Genomic DNA, 18692 nt, shown 5'->3' on the forward strand with positions numbered 1-18692 from the left:
ATGTCCGGTCGATCGATCTTAATATCCTTTTTCCAACACCCTGTAGAGACGTTGTATACAACGTCTCTACATTCCTACGCTTTCTCGGTGTGATTAATAACAACCTTATGTGGTAAAGGACTTTCTCCATTTTGAAATTTTTCAAACAACTCAAAAAACTTATCTAAAGCATCTCTTTCATCTGCTGAATAAAAGAGAATAATACTATCCCATCCGTGAGATGAAGTAATATTAAATCTTTCCTGTACCCACTCTTGAAACCCGTTAAATTCTTGTTCTTGATTTGTTCGAGGTAAGCCAAGTTCCATTCTAGCCATACCATATCCGTCTAACAGCATTCGCAGACGGGTAATTGAACATTTACCTAAATACATACCCGGTCTTTGCTTAATTCTTTCTAGCAGCTCGTAGAGATATTCAGTCTTGACAGATAGAACGTTTTGAGTAACTTCTGTAGTCATAAATTTATTACCTTTTAAAAAGATTCTTCTGTTATTTGGAACTGCTGACCATATAATATTTTACTATGAAATTGCAAATTTGCCAGCCATTCATTTTGAGGTATTCCTATCGTAAATTTTTGCTTTCATCTTTTTTGTTATACTCTGCAATGTGGAAATCTACGGGTACTATAAGCTACGCTAGGTTATGAGATCTGCTGAGGTAGGGTAGAGTAGATGGTGCGATCGCACTTTTTACCTCTTAGCCAGTAACTCGATTTATTAATCAAGAGTAAAGTTAGGAGGCTTAATGCAAAATTGGTATCCTTTCGATAAATCAGTTCATGATTTAACTATTGATGATTTGCATAAATTGGTTGATGACAAAGTAAAAGCTGGTTATTACATTGAATATCACAACATTTCTGATAATGAAACAGATCTGATGCGAAAACCCAAAATTAATAAAATTGTTAGAGCCATTACTTCTTTCGCCAACACTAAGGGCGGCTGGTGTATTTTAGGAGTCAATGCAGATAATAAGTATGGCACTATGAGTCTGAAAACAGGAACTACTTTAAAGCAAATTAATGCGTATTATAACAGTATTAAAAAGCAAATTGATAGCGAACTTTTTAGTAAAATAGAGCGAAGGGATATACCATTGGAAAATACGGTTCAGAGTAACTTGGTTTCGGTTATCTATATTCCGTGTCAATCAGGCAAAGAATTTGTTTTTAAAGACGATAATAATGGTGAGCGAATTTATCGTAGATTTAATGACGCTTTTGTTCCATTTCCAGATATTCGCGGTCGAACGGTTCAACCGTTTTATCAATACCATCGCATAGAGGATATACCTGAGCAAATAAATGAAATCAAATCAACATTTAATCAAGAGCAACATGAAGTGTTTTTAAAAATAAAAAACATTTGGCGATTACGTGAATTTCATCAAGATAATGAATTTAAAATTGAAAAATTAAATGAATTAAAGGAATATATACAACCCCAAAAAACCGAGCAAATTATAGTTTATAATATCGATGGCTTTCTTGTTTTAGTAGATGGATTTTACAGAGTTGCTGCTAGTATAGAGGCTAATTTAGAGGAAATCTGTGCTACTGTTAAAGTGGGTACAAGAGAAGAAGCACTACAAGAAAGCTGTACGGCTAATAAGGAAAAAGACAAAGAAAGATCGGATGCCACTAGGGTTCGTACTCTTGAAACTTATTTGGCAGCTAAAGGCGATTCTATTAACGACCCATTTAATTACTCAAACGTTTATACAGCCATTGGCATAAAACAAAAATTTATAAAAGGACATAAAGAATACATCAACAATAAAATAAATAATAATAACCAGAAGGAAGTATTGATCCTGCCTGATATAACTCAAAAATTTGCTTTTCCAGAGAATGAACTAGATCGATGGATACGAATTATTGAACGTAAAAAGCAAGTGATTATATATGGCCCACCAGGTACAGGTAAGACATTTTTGGCAAAAGATTTAGCTAAACACTTAACTAAAACTGGGGACGAGGGCAAGGGCACTCGCTGGGATATAGTACAATTTCATCCATCCTATTCTTATGAAGATTTCATCCAAGGTATTCGTCCTGAAATAGTTAAGGAAAAATCTCAAGATGAACCAAGTACAGATGAGCAATTATCAAGAGAAGTTAATGGGCAAATCAAATATAAATGGGAAAAGGGTAGATTTCGGAAATTCTGTAAAAAAGCTGAATCTCACAAAGGTAAGCCTTGTGTTTTAATTATTGATGAGATTAACCGCGCAAATCTTTCTAGCGTATTTGGTGAGTTAATGTATTTGCTTGAATATCGTGATGAAGAAATACGACTAGCTGGCAATGGCAAACTATTTGGAATACCGGAAAATGTTCGGATTATTGGTACTATGAATACAGCCGATCGCTCTGTCTCTCCCATAGATAATGCTCTGCGACGACGCTTTGCATTTCTTCATCTTCCTCCAAACCCTGACATTTTGGATTTTTATTATAAGGGAACAAACTTTCCTATAGATGACTTAAAATATGCTTTAAAGTATATCAATGACCGAATTAAAAATGACAACTTTCAGCTGGGAGTCTCTTTCTTTTTATTGGATAAAACACTTTTGAACAAAGAACTTGATAAAGAAAGCTACATTGCCCACATTAAGGATATATGGGAAATGGAAATTACGCCCTATCTCAAAGATAATTCATTTATTCTTAATGAGGAACTAAATAAGTTGATATTGGATGAGAAGTTGACATGGGATGAGATCAACCAAATTTGTAAAAAAATAAAGAAATCTGATGGTTCCAATACAAACAGTTGAGATAGAAGAATATCAAGATATAATGTTTAATCACGATTATTTGGATCGTGCCTGGAATTTATTGTGGGAGAAATATCAAAAAGAAGTTGAAGTAGACTTTCCCTCACCAAAAACAAAAAATAAATGGAAAATAAAATCAAAGGGATGGGTAGGCTATATACCATTAACTCCAGAAATTATCCTCTACTTAAAACCGAAAGTAGAAGTAGGGAATATTTTCAGAATGTTGGAGTATGCTTACAAATTTGATGATTTGGAATTTGGGAAAGGATACATAAATTGTGATAAAATAGAAGATATTTACAGTCACATAGCCAACTTACTGGCTAAACGAATTATAGACAGAGAAAGTCAAGGATTATACCGCGCTTATGTGCCAAAAACAGATTATTTAACTTTTGTTCGCGGACGAATAGATATACAAAATGCTATTAAAAAACCTTGGAATATTAAGCTGAAATGCCACTACGACGAACAGACAGTTGATATTGAAGATAATCAAATACTTGCTTGGACACTTGATATTATTATTAATAGCAGTTTGTGGACAGAACAGGTTCCAGTTCCACCATCAGTCCGCCAAGCATATCACGCTTTACAAGGATTAGTGACGCTCAAGGAATTTCAGCCAGAAGATTGTATTGGAAGAATTTACAATTATCTTAACCAAGATTATCAATTATTACATTCACTCTGCCGATTCTTTGTCGAAAGTGCGGGGCCAAGTCATCAAATAGGCGATCGCACCATGCTACCCTTTCTAATTGACATGGCAAAACTTTATGAACTTTTTGTCGCCAAATGGCTAGAAAAAAAACTGCCATCTCACCTATTTTTTAAACGTCAGGAACCGATAAATATTAGCAGTAATATAACATTTATACCAGATATAATTCTCTACGAAGCTTTAACTGAAAAAGCACGCTACATACTTGATACAAAATACAAAACTCCTGATTCACCAGCAGCCAAAGACGTGGCACAAGTTATCGCTTATGCTGTTTCTAAAGAATGCCAAGAAGTAATTTTAGTTTATCCAACTTCCCTTAAGTATCCGTTAGATACGTTGATTGGAAATATCCGAGTTCGTAGCCTAACCTTCTCTTTAGATGGCAACCTTGAAGATGCTGGTAAAAGCTTTTTAAAAGAGTTATTTTTCTAACTATGAAAAAGATTGATTTAGGTGTTAGACGGTTGGCGGATAAGTTTATTAATAAGCGATCGCTTACTTTGGGAACAATTAAGCGATCGCCTTTTGAATAAAATGAAAGTTTTGCCACAAGTTCAGCTTTGAATTTAGGAATTTGGTTGTGCAAATCTAGCTAAAAGTTCCTCACGGGATAATTGCAGCAGCAAGGGAGTAAACTCTTCTGGTGGTAATAATAGTAGGCGATCGATTACAGATGAAAGTTCTGCATCTAAAGAACCAAAGCGTACTCGCAACAAGTTCTCCACCACCAAGCGTTCTCCCTCCTGAACTCCTTGCTGCATTGCTTGTTCTCGATCTTGCTGATAAAGGGGTGCTAATCTCATAATTAACTCTCGATCTTCTTCGTCTTGAACTTGATTTGCTTCTCGGCGCAATTCACCTCTGACTTCTAATATTTTTAACAAACAATCGCCTATTTCTTCGTCGCTTGCTGCATTGCGATATGGTTCAAAAATGGAGATACTGGTTGCCAATCTTCCTAGTAAACCTAAATCTTCTGGAGGTGAGTTTGGCTGAGAATTGGGAGCAAACCAAACATCGATTTCTCTGACTTCTCCAGCTACTCTGCGAGGTGCTTGAACTACTCCGTAAGGTGTTAGTAATTTCTCTAAGTAATCTTTGGCAAATTGATCGTGAATAAATCGGGTCATTGGGTGTAGATTTGGCAGGAATTTGACCTATTGATTCAATATTTTATCAGAGGACATAGAAACTCCTTTAGCGATGATGTTATTTTTAATAATTTTAAGCTGGATCTAAACCTAATCGATCTTCACTATTACCAGAAACTTGCGCTGCTTGACAGATGTTGCACAGTCCAAAAAACTCCAATGTGTGATAGTAAATCTTAAATTTGTAAGAATTGTGCAGTTGAGTTTCTAATTCTTGAACTGGACATTTATCTAATGAAATAGATTTGCCACATTCTAAACAAGTAAGATGGTGCTTGTCTTGCTGAGTACAGCTGTAAAGTGATTCGCCGTTGGATAGCATTCTTACCTGAAGTGCGCCTTCTCGTTTCAACGCTTCTAAAGCACGGTAAACTGTAGCCAAGCTCATGCCTTGGTTCTGATTTCGCAATTCTACATAGATATCCTGGGCGGAAATTGCTCGGTTGACGCTTTGGAGAAAATTTAATATTCTTTTTTGACTGCGTGTGTGTTGTGTTTTCATTCGTATAATCCCAGTTTGAACCAGATCTATGCCTTTTTTCTACCCTATCTCAAATAGCTTAGTTATTAGATTAACCATCGGGTGTCGAGTACCACTCTAAAATAAAAAGGCTGGCACATTAACTATTATCGGTGAGGATAGGATAATGAAATATCATGCTCGCATCTATGTTACTCTGCGACCTTCGGTTTTAGACCCTGCTGGTGTGGCGGTGCAGTCGGGGTTGAAGCACATGGGTTATGAGAATGTGGAACAGGTGAGAATAGGAAAGTACATTGAATTAAATATCACTGCTGAGTCGGAAGATGCTGCAAAACAGCAGCTTGATATAATTTGCGATCGCTTATTGGCAAATGTGGTAATCGAAAATTATCGCTTTGAGTTAACTGAGGTGTCTACTCCTGTGGAGGCGAAGGTATGAAGTTTGGGGTGTTAGTTTTTCCGGGTTCAAATTGCGATCGCGATGTCCTTTATGTGACTCGCGATTTGCTCAAGCAACCAACTAGAATGGTTTGGCATGAGGAAACGGATATTTCGGATTTAGATGTGGTGATTGTTCCGGGCGGTTTCAGCTACGGAGATTATTTGCGTTGTGGTGCGATCGCTCGTTTTTCCCCAGTAATGCAAGCTACAGTGGAACACGCAAACAAAGGTAAGTTGGTGTTGGGTATTTGCAATGGTTTCCAAGTGCTGACTGAGGCGGGTTTGTTACCTGGGGCGTTGGTGAGAAATCGAGATTTGCATTTTATTTGCGATCGCATTCCCTTGCGTGTTGAACGCACAGATACACCTTGGACGCAATTATATCAAAAAGCCGAAGTGATAACTTTGCCGATCGCTCATGGTGAAGGAAATTATTACGCCGATGCTGATACTTTGGCACGTTTGGAAGATAACGGTCAAGTATTGTTCCGTTACGAAGGTGAAAATCCCAACGGTTCTTTAAATAATATTGCTGGGATTTGCAATGAGAAAGGAAATGTGTTGGGAATGATGCCACACCCGGAAAGAGCATCCGATAAAATGTTAGGGGGAACCGATGGATTTAAGTTGTTTGAAGGGTTGTTGAAAGTAGCAGTGGGAGTGTGATAGTAGGCAGGAAAATTGATGGATGAGATAAGGCAGAAAGCAGAAGGGAAGAGGGTTTTAGATAAATTTACGCTTCGTCACTTCTGTTTATTTCCGCCTTTCTACGATTACCGATAATGTAGAGACGTTATATATAACGTCTCTACAAGGTTTTAATTACTCCCAGTTACTATGTTCAATTGTTTGAGTAACATTGAGGCAATTTGATTAACTGGTAAAATGTGTTTGGCGGCACCTAAAGCGATCGCTTCTTTTGGCATTCCAAACACTACACAGCTTGCTTCATTTTGAGCAATAGTTATACCTCCAGCTTGTGCGATCGCGAGCATTCCATCAGCACCATCGCGACCCATACCTGTTAATAAAACCGCAATATTTGCTGCACCATAACATTTAGCTACAGAAGCAAAAGTAACTGAAACTGAAGGACGATGACCAGAAACAGGCGGCGAATTATTACAAAGAAATCTGCCTAAACTATCTAATTCTAAATGTCTACCTTCAGGAGGAAAATAAATTACTCCGGGTTGAGGTAGTTCACCAAATTTAGCAATCTTTACTGGTAGCTGACATTCGGATACTAACCAATCTACTAAACCCTGCAAAAATCCCTCACTAATATGTTGGACGCAAAGAATTGGTAAGGGGAAATTTGTTGGTAATTGAGATAATATATTATTCAGTGCTTGTGGCCCACCAGTAGAAGCACCAATAGAGACAATTTTAGGTTTAGAATAATGAGTTTGAGATGGCAAATTAATTGCCATATTTCGAGAAATGGGAATATTTGTTTTAGTTTCTAACTTAACTGGTTGGCGATCGCCTTCAGGAGTGCGCGTAGTGCGATCGACTGATGTTGTAATATTACTATGGCGGCGGTGTCTAGTAAATACAGTCACACCAGAAAGAATTTTGATTTTGCTAATTAACTCCTGTTTGAGCAATTCATATTCTTCAACTGATGGACAGCGAGGTTTAGGAAAAACATCAACTGCACCCGCATTCAGCATTTTAAAAATAGTTTGAGTATCTTCCACTTGAACAGAAGCACTAATTACCAAAATTGGTCGAGGAAACCGCATCATTACTTCTTCAGTAAATTCTAACCCATTCATTTGGGGCATATGATAATCCGTACAAATGACCTGTGGCTGAAGTTTAGGAATTAATTCTAAGGCTTCTCGACCATGACGAGCAGTACCCACAACTTCGATATCTGGAGATGCGGCTAAAATGCGTTTCAGGATTACCAATGCTACTGGTGAATCTTCAACTAATAAAACTCGAATTGGCATTTTGTTCATTTGTCATTTGTCATTTGTCATTCGTCATTTGTCATTTGTTATTGGTCTTTTTGCTCATGACTAATCACTGATGACTAATGACTATTAAACTAGTCTTCTGAGTGTATCTAATAACACCTGCTGGTTAAAAGTGCCTTTGGTAATATAGGCATTTGCACCTGCTTGTGCACCCCTTCTTTTGTCTTCATCGCTGGCTAAGGAAGTTACCAAAATAATCGGTAATTCACTATATTCTTTATTTTGGCGAATTTTGGCGGTGAGTGATAAACCATCTAAATTCGGCATTTGAATGTCGGAGACTATAGCATCATAAGAGCGAGATTTTAATTTGTTAAGCGCATCCATACCATCGACGGCAGTTACGACTTCATAACCTGCTCCTTCTAGGATACGTTTTTCTTGGGTACGAATGGCGATCGAATCTTCTACCAGCAAAATAACTTGTTTGCGTTCTGCTAAAGGCTGGGATTTTACAGAGCGTCTTGCTACTTTTGACACCGTTTGCTTACGTACAGATTTAATTAAATCTTGAGGATTTAACACCATACAAACTTCGCCAGTACCCAATATCGTCGCACCAGAAACATTCCGCACCCGCTTGAGCAATTTGCCTTGAGGTTTGAGCATTACATCCTGTTCGTCTAGTAATGCGTCTACAATTAATCCCAAAGTAGCATCTCCTACTTTAATGATAATGCAAGGCAAATGTTGAAAATTTGTCGTTGCTTGCTGAAGTGTCAGATTTCCCAATCCCTGGTGATGATTTATTTCTAGTAAATCAGCTAAGTGAGTTACAGAAACAGGTTGTAAATCGACAAGAATCGTATCTTGACCTTCAATAGGAAAAATATCTTCCTGTGTAATTAACCGCGCCATCATGACATATTCCACAGGAATTGCATAAGAAATGTTATCGACTGAAACAATTAAGACGTGCGCTGTCGCTAAAGTTGTGGGTAACAACATCCGAATTGTACAACCCATTCCGAAATTAGATTCTACTTGGATATTGCCTTTCAAATGTTCTACATTAGTCCGCACGACATCTAAACCTACACCCCTACCTGAAACTTCGGTAACAAATGTCCGAGTAGAAAATCCCGGTGTAAAAATTAAAGATTGTATTTGGGATGGTGTCATTGTGATCAGTTCTTCTTCACGACAAACACGGCGTTTTAATGCGGTTTCTTTAATTTTTTCAATATCTAATCCCCTACCATCATCAATAACTTCTATTACTACATTAGTAGTTGTTTGTTTAGCTCGCAGTACAATTGTTCCTTGGGGACTTTTACCGAGACGGCATCTTTCTTCTACAGTTTCAATTCCGTGATCGACACAATTACGAATCATGTGCATCAAAGGATCTTTCATTTCTTCAATGATGCGTTTATCGGCTTTAGTTTCCCCTCCTTCAATAATGAAATTAATTTCTTTACCTTGTTGTTTAGCTAAGTCTCGTACCATACGAGGAAATAAACTAAAAATAGTCGCTAATGGTAATAGTCGCAGAGTTCTAATCCCATCAGAAAGTTCATCAGAAATTACTTCTAGTCTTTGCACATCTTCGTAAAGGGAATTTCGTAATTTGTTAACTAGCATTCCCAGTTGTTCGAGGAATTTTTCTTTAGTTATGGATGAATCTTTTCTCAGAGCCAACTCGGAACTTTGTGGCAGCGAAAACAGAGAAGCCTCTACGGGAAAAAAGGCTGTTTGTGCTGATTCATTTTTGACTGTTCTTCTAGAAAATTGTGGTTTAATGCGGCTATATTCTTCACAGAAATTGGCGATTTCTTCAATTTCTGCCAGTCGGTGATTAATCCGAATTTTGGTGACTGTAAGTTCACCTGCTTGAGTCATTAAAGAATCTAAATGCCGAGTTTCTACTCGGACGCTTTCAATGCGGTAAGTTTGCTCAGTGGGAGTTTTGCTTGTTGCATCTCTTAGTGGCTCTGGAGAGTTTTCTGAATTTGGAGAAAGGGTAAAATTTACTTTATTTATTTCGGTGTTGACGGAAACTACGTCAGGTGGAATATTTTGGGGATTAACAGTTAGGGGGAGTTCTATTTCTGGGTCAATTACCTCTACATCAGTTACAGTAATTGTTGTTTCTGAATCTGCTAAATTTTCCGATGTTTGCTCTACAGGTAAGCTGATTTCTTCTTCTTGAGTTTCTGCTGCTGTTTCTGTTTCTGATGATTGCTGATTTTCTGTTGAATTAGCTGAAGATTTTGGGCTATTTCCTCCCATCATATAGGCTAAGACATGGAAGGCATTAATGCGCGATGGAGTACCTGCAACGGCTTCTGCTACTAATTGGCTAATGGCATCTAATCCTTGATAAAGGCGATCGTTAACATCAGGCGATAGTTCTACTTCACTTCGTTTTATTGTACCTAAAATATGCTCTAATTGATGGGCGAGAGTGGAGATATCTTTTAATCCCAACATCCCTGCATCACCTTTGAGACTATGTGCTTCCCGCATGAGTTCTTCTAAATTTGCTTGGTCGCATGGATTTTTTTCTAATTGCAGCAAGCCGTCTTCTAATTTTTGTAAATGTTCTTCACTGGCTGATTTAAAGATAACTCTAAGTTCTTCATCATCGATAAACATTATAATTTCTCCTTAGCTATTGTTTGGTGACAGAAAAGTTATGAATATTTTCTCAGTTAAATTACATTTTTTAAATTCATAGTCGCTTCATTCAACTGTTGGGTGCTAATTCTCGTTTTACTAATTCCAATTGCTGTTTCAGCAGCAGCTTGGTTTAGTGAATTCATCGCATCTACTACTTGTTGAATGGCAGCAGATTGCTCTTTGGCACTTAAGGAAATTTGTTGAACACTGAGAACAATATTATTAATTGATTCGGATACATTTGTGAATGTTTCTGCTGTCTTTCGTGTATTTTTAGTATTATACTCTACTGTTTTAGTACCCTCCTCTGTAGCCATAACTGTAGAATTAATAGCATTTTGAATCTCCGCAACTAAGGAGTTAATTTTATCAGCTGATTTTTTGCTTTCATCTGCAAGTTTGCGAATTTCTGCGGCTACAACTCCAAAACCTTTACCCTGTTCGCCTGCACGTACTGCTTCAACTGCGGCGTTCAAAGCTAACATATTTGTTTGGTTGGCTAAGGCACTTACTAAGTTGGAAATGCTAGCAATTTGATTGGTTTGTTGGCTTAAAATCAACGTTTGTTCAGCAATACTACTGACTTTTGCTTTGAGGACTAAGATCCCTGTTTGAGTTTCTTCCACTGCTTCGTTTCCTGATACGGCTAAGAGTAATACTTCTTTAGCAGTAGTAGCAGCAGTAGCAGCTTGACTTGCTGCACGTTGAGAAGAAATTCCTAATTCATCCATTGTCGTAGTTGTTTGATTGACAGCTGTTGCTTGATAGGTTGCGGTGCGTTCTTGCTGTTCAACTGTGCTAGCAATTTCTTTAGAGGAAGCGGCGATCGCATTTACAGCTTTATCTATTTCGGAAGTAATGCCTGAAGAAATTAAAAATGCAGCTACTAAGGAAAATGATAGACACAAAATGCTACCCGTTAATACGGCAGCAATCAAATTGTTTAGTACTTTTTCAGCTTCATTAGTTGCTTGATTAAATAATTTTGTCTCAGCTTCGTTAAACTCTTTGCTTAAATCTCTAAAATTATTTACTAGTGATTGCTCTTGTTGTGTTTTTAACAAGGAAATTGCTTCTGCTTGCTTACCTATCTGAATTAAGTTAATAACGCTGTTAGATAGTTGGTTATATCTGTTACTCAAAGCTACCATTTTTTCCCAGCGTTTTTTCTGTTGAGAATTGGTAACCATTAGCTTTACTTTAGCAGAATATTCAGTGAATTGCTGCTGCCAATTTTGGTAATCATTAATTAGTTCGTTATTGCCAAAAACTACGTAACCGCGCAGTGCCAAAGCCTTCCTAGTGTAACTAAATCTCATGAAGGAGCTATTGTCAATAATTTCTTGGTTTCGTTTGACTTCATCAAAAGCGAGAGCCAATTTATTTGTACTCGAATAGATCAATCCAGCTAATCCGATGAATAGAATTATTGGCACTCCATAGCCTAATAACATCCGATTTCGTAATTTTAAATTAGTAAACATAATTTTCTCTCCGTCGGTATTTGCAAGATTTTTTTTAAACTATTGTTTTAAGATTCATGGCTGCTTCATTTAGTTGCTGGGTGCTTTCTTTAGTTTGGCTGATTCCACTAGCAGCTTCAGCTGCTCCTTGATTCAGGTTATTCATAGCTTCAACTACTTGTTGAATAGCAGTTGCTTGTTGCTTAGCATTCAGAGAAATTTGTTGGCTACTAACAACTACATCGTTAATTAGTTCCACAATTTCTTCTAATGTTAGTTTTCCTTCGTCAGATGCGTTTATTGTGGAATTTGTTGCTGATTGAATTTCAAACACGATGATATTAATTTGTTCAGCTGATTGTTTACTTTGATCTGCCAGTTTACGAATTTCGCTAGCTACAACTCCAAAACCTTTGCCATGTTCGCCAGCACGTACTGCTTCTACTGCTGCATTGAGAGCTAACATATAAGTTTGGTTGGCTAATTGGCTAACTAAAGTAGAAATTCTGCCAATTTGGTGAGTTTGTTTACTCAAATTAAGAATGTGTTCAGCTAATGTAGAAATCTTCTGTTTCAAGCTAATTTGATGTAAATCTAAATTGTCCTCGTATCTACCATCAACTAGGTTTAATATTTGGCGTGCGCCTGCGGCTACTGCTTCTGCTTGTTCTGCCGATCTTTGCGAGGAGATATTTAATTCATCCATTGTCGTAGTTGTTTGATTAACAGCTGTTGCTTGTTGAGCAGCTGTACGTTCTTGTTGTACAACTGTGGTGGCAATTTCATTGCTAGAAGTAGCGATCGCAGTTGCTACCTGATTAATTGGTTGGACAACTTTGTGAGTAATAAAAATTACAATAAATGAACCGATTAAAATCGCAATGAATGTACCGCCAATCGAAACAATTTGAGCAAAATTTTCTGCTTGCTTCGCTGCTTGCATTCTTTGAGCTTGCAGAGCATTTTCCTGCTTAATCATTAAATCAAGATTTGCTCTGATTTGATCCATAATTCTCTTACCCTTACCAGAGACTACCAAGGCTCTTAGTTCTTTTTCTTTACCTGCTCTTTTTAAGATAATAGTTGTTGCTAGCTCATCCATTTTTTGCCGCACTAATTCTTCAATTATATTTAATTTTTTTTGCTGCAAAGGATCGGCAATTTGTTTACTTAAATTTCCCAAAGTCTGGGGAATGAAAGTTCTCGATTGATTATACGGTTCTAAAAAATTTGCTAATCCTGTGTAAATAAATCCCCTTTGCCCTGTTTCCGCATCCACTAACAGTTTTTCTAGTTGTTTCAATTCTGCTTTAACTTCATAAGTATGGGCAACTAATTCAGTGGCTTTACCCAATCTTTCCATAGTTATTTTAGATACGATTCCAACTCCCAACATAATGAGAAAAGTTGCGCCAAAACCCAGAGGAACAATTAAACCTAACCTAATTTGTTTGAGCATTTCTTCCTCCTGAGCAACCTTGATATTACCTATGGTATTTTTACCTCTAACTTGCTTAAGTTACTGCAAGACAGTCCTATCTGTTAGCCTAATTTCAGAATGCCCTTTCTAGGAGAGAAAAGTATCAACTACTAGACAACTGATTTAAGATTTACAGCAACTTCGTTGAGTTTTTGGGTACCAAGTTTAGTTTGACTGATTCCACTAGCGTTTTGCATAGCGGCTGTACTTAGAGAGTTCATTGCTGACGCTACTTGCTGAATTGCTGTAGCTTGCTGCTTGACGTTCAAGGAAATTTGTTGACTACTTTCATAAACGTTGTTAATTTCTGCCATAATACTGGCAAAAGCATCGGCAGTTTTTTGGGCAATTATTTCTCCCTGTTCAGCACTTTTAGTGCCTTCTTTAGTCACAATTACTGTAGAGTTAATGGCATTTTTAATATCACCAACTAACCCATTAATTTTGTCAGCAGATCGTTTGCTAGCATCGGCTAATTTGCGAATTTCACTAGCCACAACTCCAAAGCCTTTACCATGTTCACCAGCACGCACGGCTTCCACTGCTGCATTTAAAGCTAACATATTAGTTTGGTTAGCTAATTCGCTGACTAAGGTAGAAATGTTACCTATTTGATTTGTTTGTTCGCTTAAGTTGAGAATTTGATTGGCGATCGCTTCTACTTTTTGTTTCAAACTTGCCATTTCTTGCAAAGATTGTTCCACCGCAGAAGTTCCCTCTTCAGCTTTTTCTAATGCTTCTTGTGCGCCTCTGGCTGACATTTCCGCTTGTTCGGCTGATTGGCGAGAAGATACGCCTAATTCATCCATAGTGGTAGTAGTTTGATGAACAGCGGAGGCTTGTTGGGAAGCGGCGCGTTCTTGTTCTTCAATTGTGGCAGCAATTTCTGTGGAGGAAGAGGCGATCGCACTGACACTTTCATTAATTGCTTGTGTTATTCGAGAAGCAATCCATAAGCCGATCGGGATAGCCATACCAATCGATAATAATGTACCTAGAATTACTACTAAATTCAGCGTATTTAAGGCTTCTTTCGTTTCTTGATTCTTTTGTTGTTGAATCAATTTCTCATCATTAACAAATTCGTGCAATACTTGCTCAATTTCTCGATTCAATTCTTGCCTATTTAAGGAGTTATAACTTTGTACAGCTTCTTTTAACCTGCCAGTTCTCACTAAATTAATCAAGTTTCGATTAAATTGTATTGACTGTTTTCCCAGTGTCATTATTTCTTCTAATCGTTGTTTTTGTTGAACAACTAATACTTTTTCTTCCAAGAATTTTGCTGATTTATTAAATGAATCTTCTGCTTCCTTAAAGCTAATAATGTTTTGTTGTTCTGGTTTTAATAAGTGACCTCTTCCTGCCCTTTGAATCCTCGCTAAAGTCAAAGCGATCGTGTCTGTGTTTCTGACAATTTCATAACCCAAAACTTCTCTTTTATTTTGTTCCTCTACCTTTGCTACGTTGTAGTAGACTACGCTTGCGATCGCAATTGAAAACAGTAAAGGTACAGAATAGCCTAAAATAATCCTGTCTCTTAGCTTTAAATTTGTAAACATATTATCAAATTTCATACTCCTAAACTTCCTCATTCACAATTAAATCACCTTGTTGAAAAACTTTAGCTAAATCCAAAATACTCATCATTTTTTCCCGGTAATTAGCCGTCCCTCGTAAATACTCACTATTTGCTGAATGCACTGCTGTTGGTACAGGTAAAATTTGCGACGGTTGCAAATACATCACATCAAACACTTCATCAACTGTCACTCCCGCAATTAAATCATCAATTTTAATAATCATTACTTTAATATTAGTGATATTTTCAATTTCTAATATTGGCATATTTAACACAGTACGAATATCAACTAATGTCAAAATTTCTCCCCGCAAATTCATATTACCCACAATATGTGGAGGACAACAAGGAACCGGAGTAACTTGTCGAATATCAGTAAATTCCCGCACAATTGCTAAATCAAGCCCAAAATATTCACCATTTAATCCCACCACAGCTAAAGGAATTAATCCAGCAAAATCTTCTTTTTGAGTAGCTTGTCTTAAATTCTCGGCACGTTCCCTTAATATTGCTTTTTCTTCCAGCGTTGCTTGCGGACAAAATTCCAATTGTTTTTTCAGTAATTTATCAGAATATTCTCCGTTTTCTATAGTTTTTATTGCTCCTAATGGTGCCAAACTTTGGGAATAGCAAAGTAAACTTTCATGATTCAGCAACATGATAATATCTGCTTCTACTTTGCCAATGCCAGCTAAAAAATGCGTTGCACGTCCATTTAACTCCTGTTTATAAAAGAGTTCAGTTGTCACTTCTTGCAGGGAAATGTTATGAACCTCAAGGACTTGATTCACAATAATTCCTAAGCGAAATTCTTGCCATTCTAGAACAATTATAGTGTCTGTTAAACTATAGTCTAATTGCTCATAGCCAAACCGAATATTTAAGTCTATTACTGGTAGAATATCCCCACGCAGATTTACTACACCAACAAGATCGGCTGATGATTCAGCAATTGGTGTCAGATTAGGTAAAGAGAAAATTTCTTGTACACAAAATGCTTCCACTCCATAGAGTGAACTGTTTATTCTAAAGATCAGATAAGGTTTATTAGTCATTGTTAACCTATTTGTATTTTTGCTAAAGTGATGAGATAAAAGTTTGATTTCTGAACTAATATAACTTTACAATTTGCTAATTCAGTAGAAACACTATTACTAATGCAAGAAGGCTCCAAGGCAAAATGCTTTGTAGGGGCGGGCTTCCGTGAGCGACATTCGGCGATCGCTCAGTCGAGCCGTCAGCCGAACGGTTTTGTGGTTAATTCTTCTGTTATGATGACAAAATTTTCTTCTAAACCTGCTCCTACTTTCACCTTTTTTTCAACTGATTAGTTATTTCTGCCATGTTGCACTATTAGCTGTTAGCGCAGAAGCTCAGCAAGTAATAGTTGTCTCTAATTCTACTTTAAACAATAATTGGTCTAAGTTAACTAAAGCGGCAATTTATTCCTGTCCTTTTTGCTGCTCTGCCACTTTGAGAAGCACCCATATCAAGATTGTGCTTGAAGTTTAAACAAATTCCCTATTTTTAATTATTTTTTATGATTTTACTTTTGGTATAATTATGACAGCATCGATCGGCTAATTAGTTAAGTTAATTGATTAGCAATTAACGTTTTTTACAATAATTTCTTCACGTATTCTAGTAGCTCACCAACAGTTACAGAGCTTTGTTGTTCTACAATAGCTGAGGATGGTAGCTGATTGAGTAGTTCCAAAGCAGTTGCCAACATTTTTTTCGCTCTATTACTATTTCCTTCTTTTTCATAAATAGAGGCAAGTTCCAAATATGGCGATACAAAAGAAGGGGACAAATAAATAATAGTTTTCAAAAATATTTTTGCTTTTTCTAGGTCTTGCTTTTCTTCAGCAATATGCGCTAACAAATGATAAGGCTGTACTGCTAAAGAATCAATTGCTATTGCCTTTTGACAGTAGTAAACAGCTTGATTATGTTGACCTAAATTAGCATAAGCTTGCGCCAGTAAGTAATGAGCAGCAAAATGTTTGGCATGGCAAGCAATCACTTGCTCAGCTTTGTTAATTGCTTGAACATAAGCTTCTTCTTGAAAAAGCATTTCTGCTTCTTTCATCAAATTAATAGATGAATTTTGATTGATAGAAGTAGATACATTTTTGGTAACTGGTTCTGCTGTTGGTTTAGCGATCGGAGAAGTTGCATAATAACGATCGCAATTAAATGATTTAGTTTGGTGCGGTAACTCTTTCATTACAGCAGGTTTATCTGGGTATTTCGCTATTTCACTCTTAAAAATTTTGCTATGATCAGAATGACAACCTTTATATAAATCTATTTTTTTTACCTCAGACTGCACAGAATCACCAGACTCTAATTGCTTACTTTGTCTTCGTTGATAAATTACTGATTCTGGTAATACATTGACTTGGAATTTTCCCATATTCTGACCATAAAGCTCTGTGTGCGCTGTCATTAAGTAACCACCAGGTACTAGGCTATCATAAAATTTTTTAACTACTGTTGTAATAGCTTGGTGTTCAAAGTAAACAAAAACGTTGCGACACAGTATCAGATCCATATCGTGAATCTCTGTATTATGGTCGGGAAAGTTATCCGTTAGTAAATTTCCCTGTTGTAATTTCACCATTTGACGAATTTCAGTGTCAATTTGCCATTCATTTTGTTGCTGTTGAAAATAATCTATTTGTAGATGAGGATCTACTAAGCGAAAAGACCAAGGATTATAAATTCCTTGTTTGGCTTTCTCAATAGCTTGATAATTAATATCTGTTCCCAAAACTACGATATTCCAATTCTCTAAATTGGAAATTAATTCTTTAATTAAAATAGCTAAAGAATAAGGTTCTTCGCCTGTAGAACAGCCAGCACTCCAAATTCTGAGAGATTTTTTTTGATTACCTGTTATCTCTGAGTTTTGTAGTTTCGTTGCAATAATTTCTGGGAATATTTTAGTTCTAAGTAGGCTAAATTGCCCTTGATCGCGGAAAAAGTAACTTTCTCCCGTAGTGAGTAAGCATACTAATTCTTTCCATTCTTGTTTTGCTGACCAATGTCCAAGTTTACCTTGAAGAGTTTTAGATTCGTTGTTGGCTTCTAAAAATAGATAATAATCTTCGGGATTTGATATTCGCAATGATTTTATTCTTTGCCATATTTTTTTAGTTAATGTATTTTTATCCTCCTCTCTAATATGCAAACCCGTATTTTGGGAAATTAATTGAATAAAACAATGGATTAACGCCTCATCATTCATCAAATTTACTCTTGGGGCACTATACATGATATACATTAGACTCTAAATTAGACTACTGTAGTCAAAATTTGGTAACTCAGATTGCTATTATTAAATTCTTTAACAAAATCACAAGCTTGAGAGCCAAAAATTTATATTTTTTTGAAAAGTTAATCGTTTCGTTATGGGTTGCTGAGACTGGGAAGATTGTACAAAATATATTAACTCAGATGAATCTAGTTTTGGCTTGATAAGGAAGACTTTGCACAGTCGGATTATGTAAGTATTGCAAACAACCAGATTAGTCTCTTGTAAGTTTGATAGTCCCAATAGATGCACTTTTCTATTTTACTATTTATTTCCATTGATTGCTGCTACTGAAGCTGGGAGATGGAATTGGTGTTTGGTTCTACCAGCTATAATTAATTAAATTTAGCGTTCTTCAACGTACATCTGTGGTTCGATCGCAAAGTTATCGATTCGTCCAGATTCATCGATCGCATAACCAGCACTTGTGTCTAAATTGCTACCTTCTTCTTGTTCTCTGAATGCTTCCAATTGCTCAATATTCAGCTCTACATCCACATTAGAAGGAATTTCTGCATCTGGGGGATTCACATTAGTATTTTATGCGGTTTGTACACCGTAATGATTGTTAAGCTTGCATCGCATCTAAATTGTATATTTTTGGTGTTAGGCAAAAACCGTCAATCCCTCTCCCCATCCCCC

At 36.7% G+C, this 18692-nt stretch carries 15 protein-coding genes; 4 read left to right on the forward strand and 11 right to left on the reverse strand.

The genetic code is table 11. The features are described 5' to 3' along the window. Positions 1–74: 74 nt before the first annotated feature. Positions 75–461 (reverse strand): hypothetical protein, encoded by a 387-nt coding sequence (locus IQ264_RS12460; RefSeq protein ID WP_193981101.1) that lies wholly within the window; start codon positions 459–461, stop codon positions 75–77. 289 nt (positions 462–750) lie between these two features. Between IQ264_RS12460 and IQ264_RS12465 the strand changes: the two genes are divergently transcribed. Both IQ264_RS12465 and IQ264_RS12470 read left to right on the forward strand, forming a co-directional pair. Continuing rightward, positions 751–2790, forward strand: coding sequence for an AAA family ATPase (locus IQ264_RS12465; protein ID WP_193981102.1), 2040 nt, complete (start codon positions 751–753; stop codon positions 2788–2790). Beyond that, positions 2768–3952 carry an McrC family protein gene (locus IQ264_RS12470; RefSeq protein ID WP_193981103.1) on the forward strand — a complete coding sequence of 395 codons (1185 nt, stop codon included), beginning with the start codon at positions 2768–2770 and terminating at the stop codon, positions 3950–3952. The genes IQ264_RS12465 and IQ264_RS12470 overlap by 23 nt, the downstream gene beginning before the upstream one ends. 134 nt (positions 3953–4086) lie before the next feature. On the opposite strand, the gene IQ264_RS12475 is transcribed toward IQ264_RS12470, so the two are convergent. After that, entirely contained in the window at positions 4087–4650 is a 564-nt protein-coding gene (locus IQ264_RS12475) for a hypothetical protein (protein ID WP_193981104.1), read from the reverse strand. A 94-nt stretch (positions 4651–4744) separates the two neighbouring features. Continuing rightward, positions 4745–5173 carry a Fur family transcriptional regulator gene (locus IQ264_RS12480; RefSeq protein WP_193981105.1) on the reverse strand — a complete coding sequence of 143 codons (429 nt, stop codon included), beginning with the start codon at positions 5171–5173 and terminating at the stop codon, positions 4745–4747. A gap of 145 nt (positions 5174–5318) precedes the next feature. Here IQ264_RS12480 and purS point away from each other — a divergent pair, with 145 nt between their 5' ends. Continuing rightward, on the forward strand, positions 5319–5594 hold the full coding sequence (gene purS / locus IQ264_RS12485) for a phosphoribosylformylglycinamidine synthase subunit PurS (RefSeq protein ID WP_193981106.1): 276 nt from the start codon (positions 5319–5321) through the stop codon (positions 5592–5594). Next, the gene (gene purQ / locus IQ264_RS12490; RefSeq protein ID WP_193981107.1) at positions 5591–6262 is read left to right on the forward strand and encodes a phosphoribosylformylglycinamidine synthase subunit PurQ; all 672 of its coding nucleotides are present in this window, start codon (positions 5591–5593) and stop codon (positions 6260–6262) included. The genes purS and purQ overlap by 4 nt, the downstream gene beginning before the upstream one ends. A 152-nt stretch (positions 6263–6414) precedes the next feature. Here the strand turns inward: purQ and cheB are convergent, their stop codons facing one another. The 8 genes from cheB to IQ264_RS12530 form a co-directional block, all read right to left on the reverse strand. Continuing rightward, entirely contained in the window at positions 6415–7557 is a 1143-nt protein-coding gene (cheB, locus tag IQ264_RS12495; protein ID WP_193981117.1) for a chemotaxis-specific protein-glutamate methyltransferase CheB, read from the reverse strand. 93 nt (positions 7558–7650) lie between these two features. Then, positions 7651–10182, reverse strand: coding sequence for a hybrid sensor histidine kinase/response regulator (locus IQ264_RS12500; RefSeq protein ID WP_193981108.1), 2532 nt, complete (start codon positions 10180–10182; stop codon positions 7651–7653). Between the two features lie 56 nt (positions 10183–10238). Next, positions 10239–11690, reverse strand: coding sequence for a methyl-accepting chemotaxis protein (locus tag IQ264_RS12505; RefSeq protein WP_193981109.1), 1452 nt, complete (start codon positions 11688–11690; stop codon positions 10239–10241). Positions 11691–11724: 34 nt separating this feature from the next. Beyond that, positions 11725–13128, reverse strand: coding sequence for a CHASE3 domain-containing protein (locus IQ264_RS12510; RefSeq protein WP_193981110.1), 1404 nt, complete (start codon positions 13126–13128; stop codon positions 11725–11727). A 131-nt stretch (positions 13129–13259) separates the two neighbouring features. Continuing rightward, positions 13260–14726: a methyl-accepting chemotaxis protein gene (locus IQ264_RS12515; protein WP_228061490.1), complete on the reverse strand. Its 1467-nt coding sequence runs from the start codon at positions 14724–14726 to the stop codon at positions 13260–13262. 4 nt (positions 14727–14730) lie between these two features. Further along, entirely contained in the window at positions 14731–15786 is a 1056-nt protein-coding gene (locus tag IQ264_RS12520; RefSeq protein ID WP_193981111.1) for a chemotaxis protein CheW, read from the reverse strand. A 563-nt stretch (positions 15787–16349) separates the two neighbouring features. After that, positions 16350–18011 (reverse strand): CheR family methyltransferase, encoded by a 1662-nt coding sequence (locus tag IQ264_RS12525; protein ID WP_228061491.1) that lies wholly within the window; start codon positions 18009–18011, stop codon positions 16350–16352. A gap of 384 nt (positions 18012–18395) precedes the next feature. Then, complete coding sequence (locus tag IQ264_RS12530; RefSeq protein ID WP_228061492.1) at positions 18396–18581, reverse strand: hypothetical protein; 186 nt, start codon at positions 18579–18581, stop codon at positions 18396–18398. Positions 18582–18692 lie beyond the last annotated feature (111 nt).

The organism is [Phormidium] sp. LEGE 05292 (assembly GCF_015207735.1).
Classification (GTDB): domain Bacteria; phylum Cyanobacteriota; class Cyanobacteriia; order Cyanobacteriales; family Aerosakkonemataceae; genus Floridanema.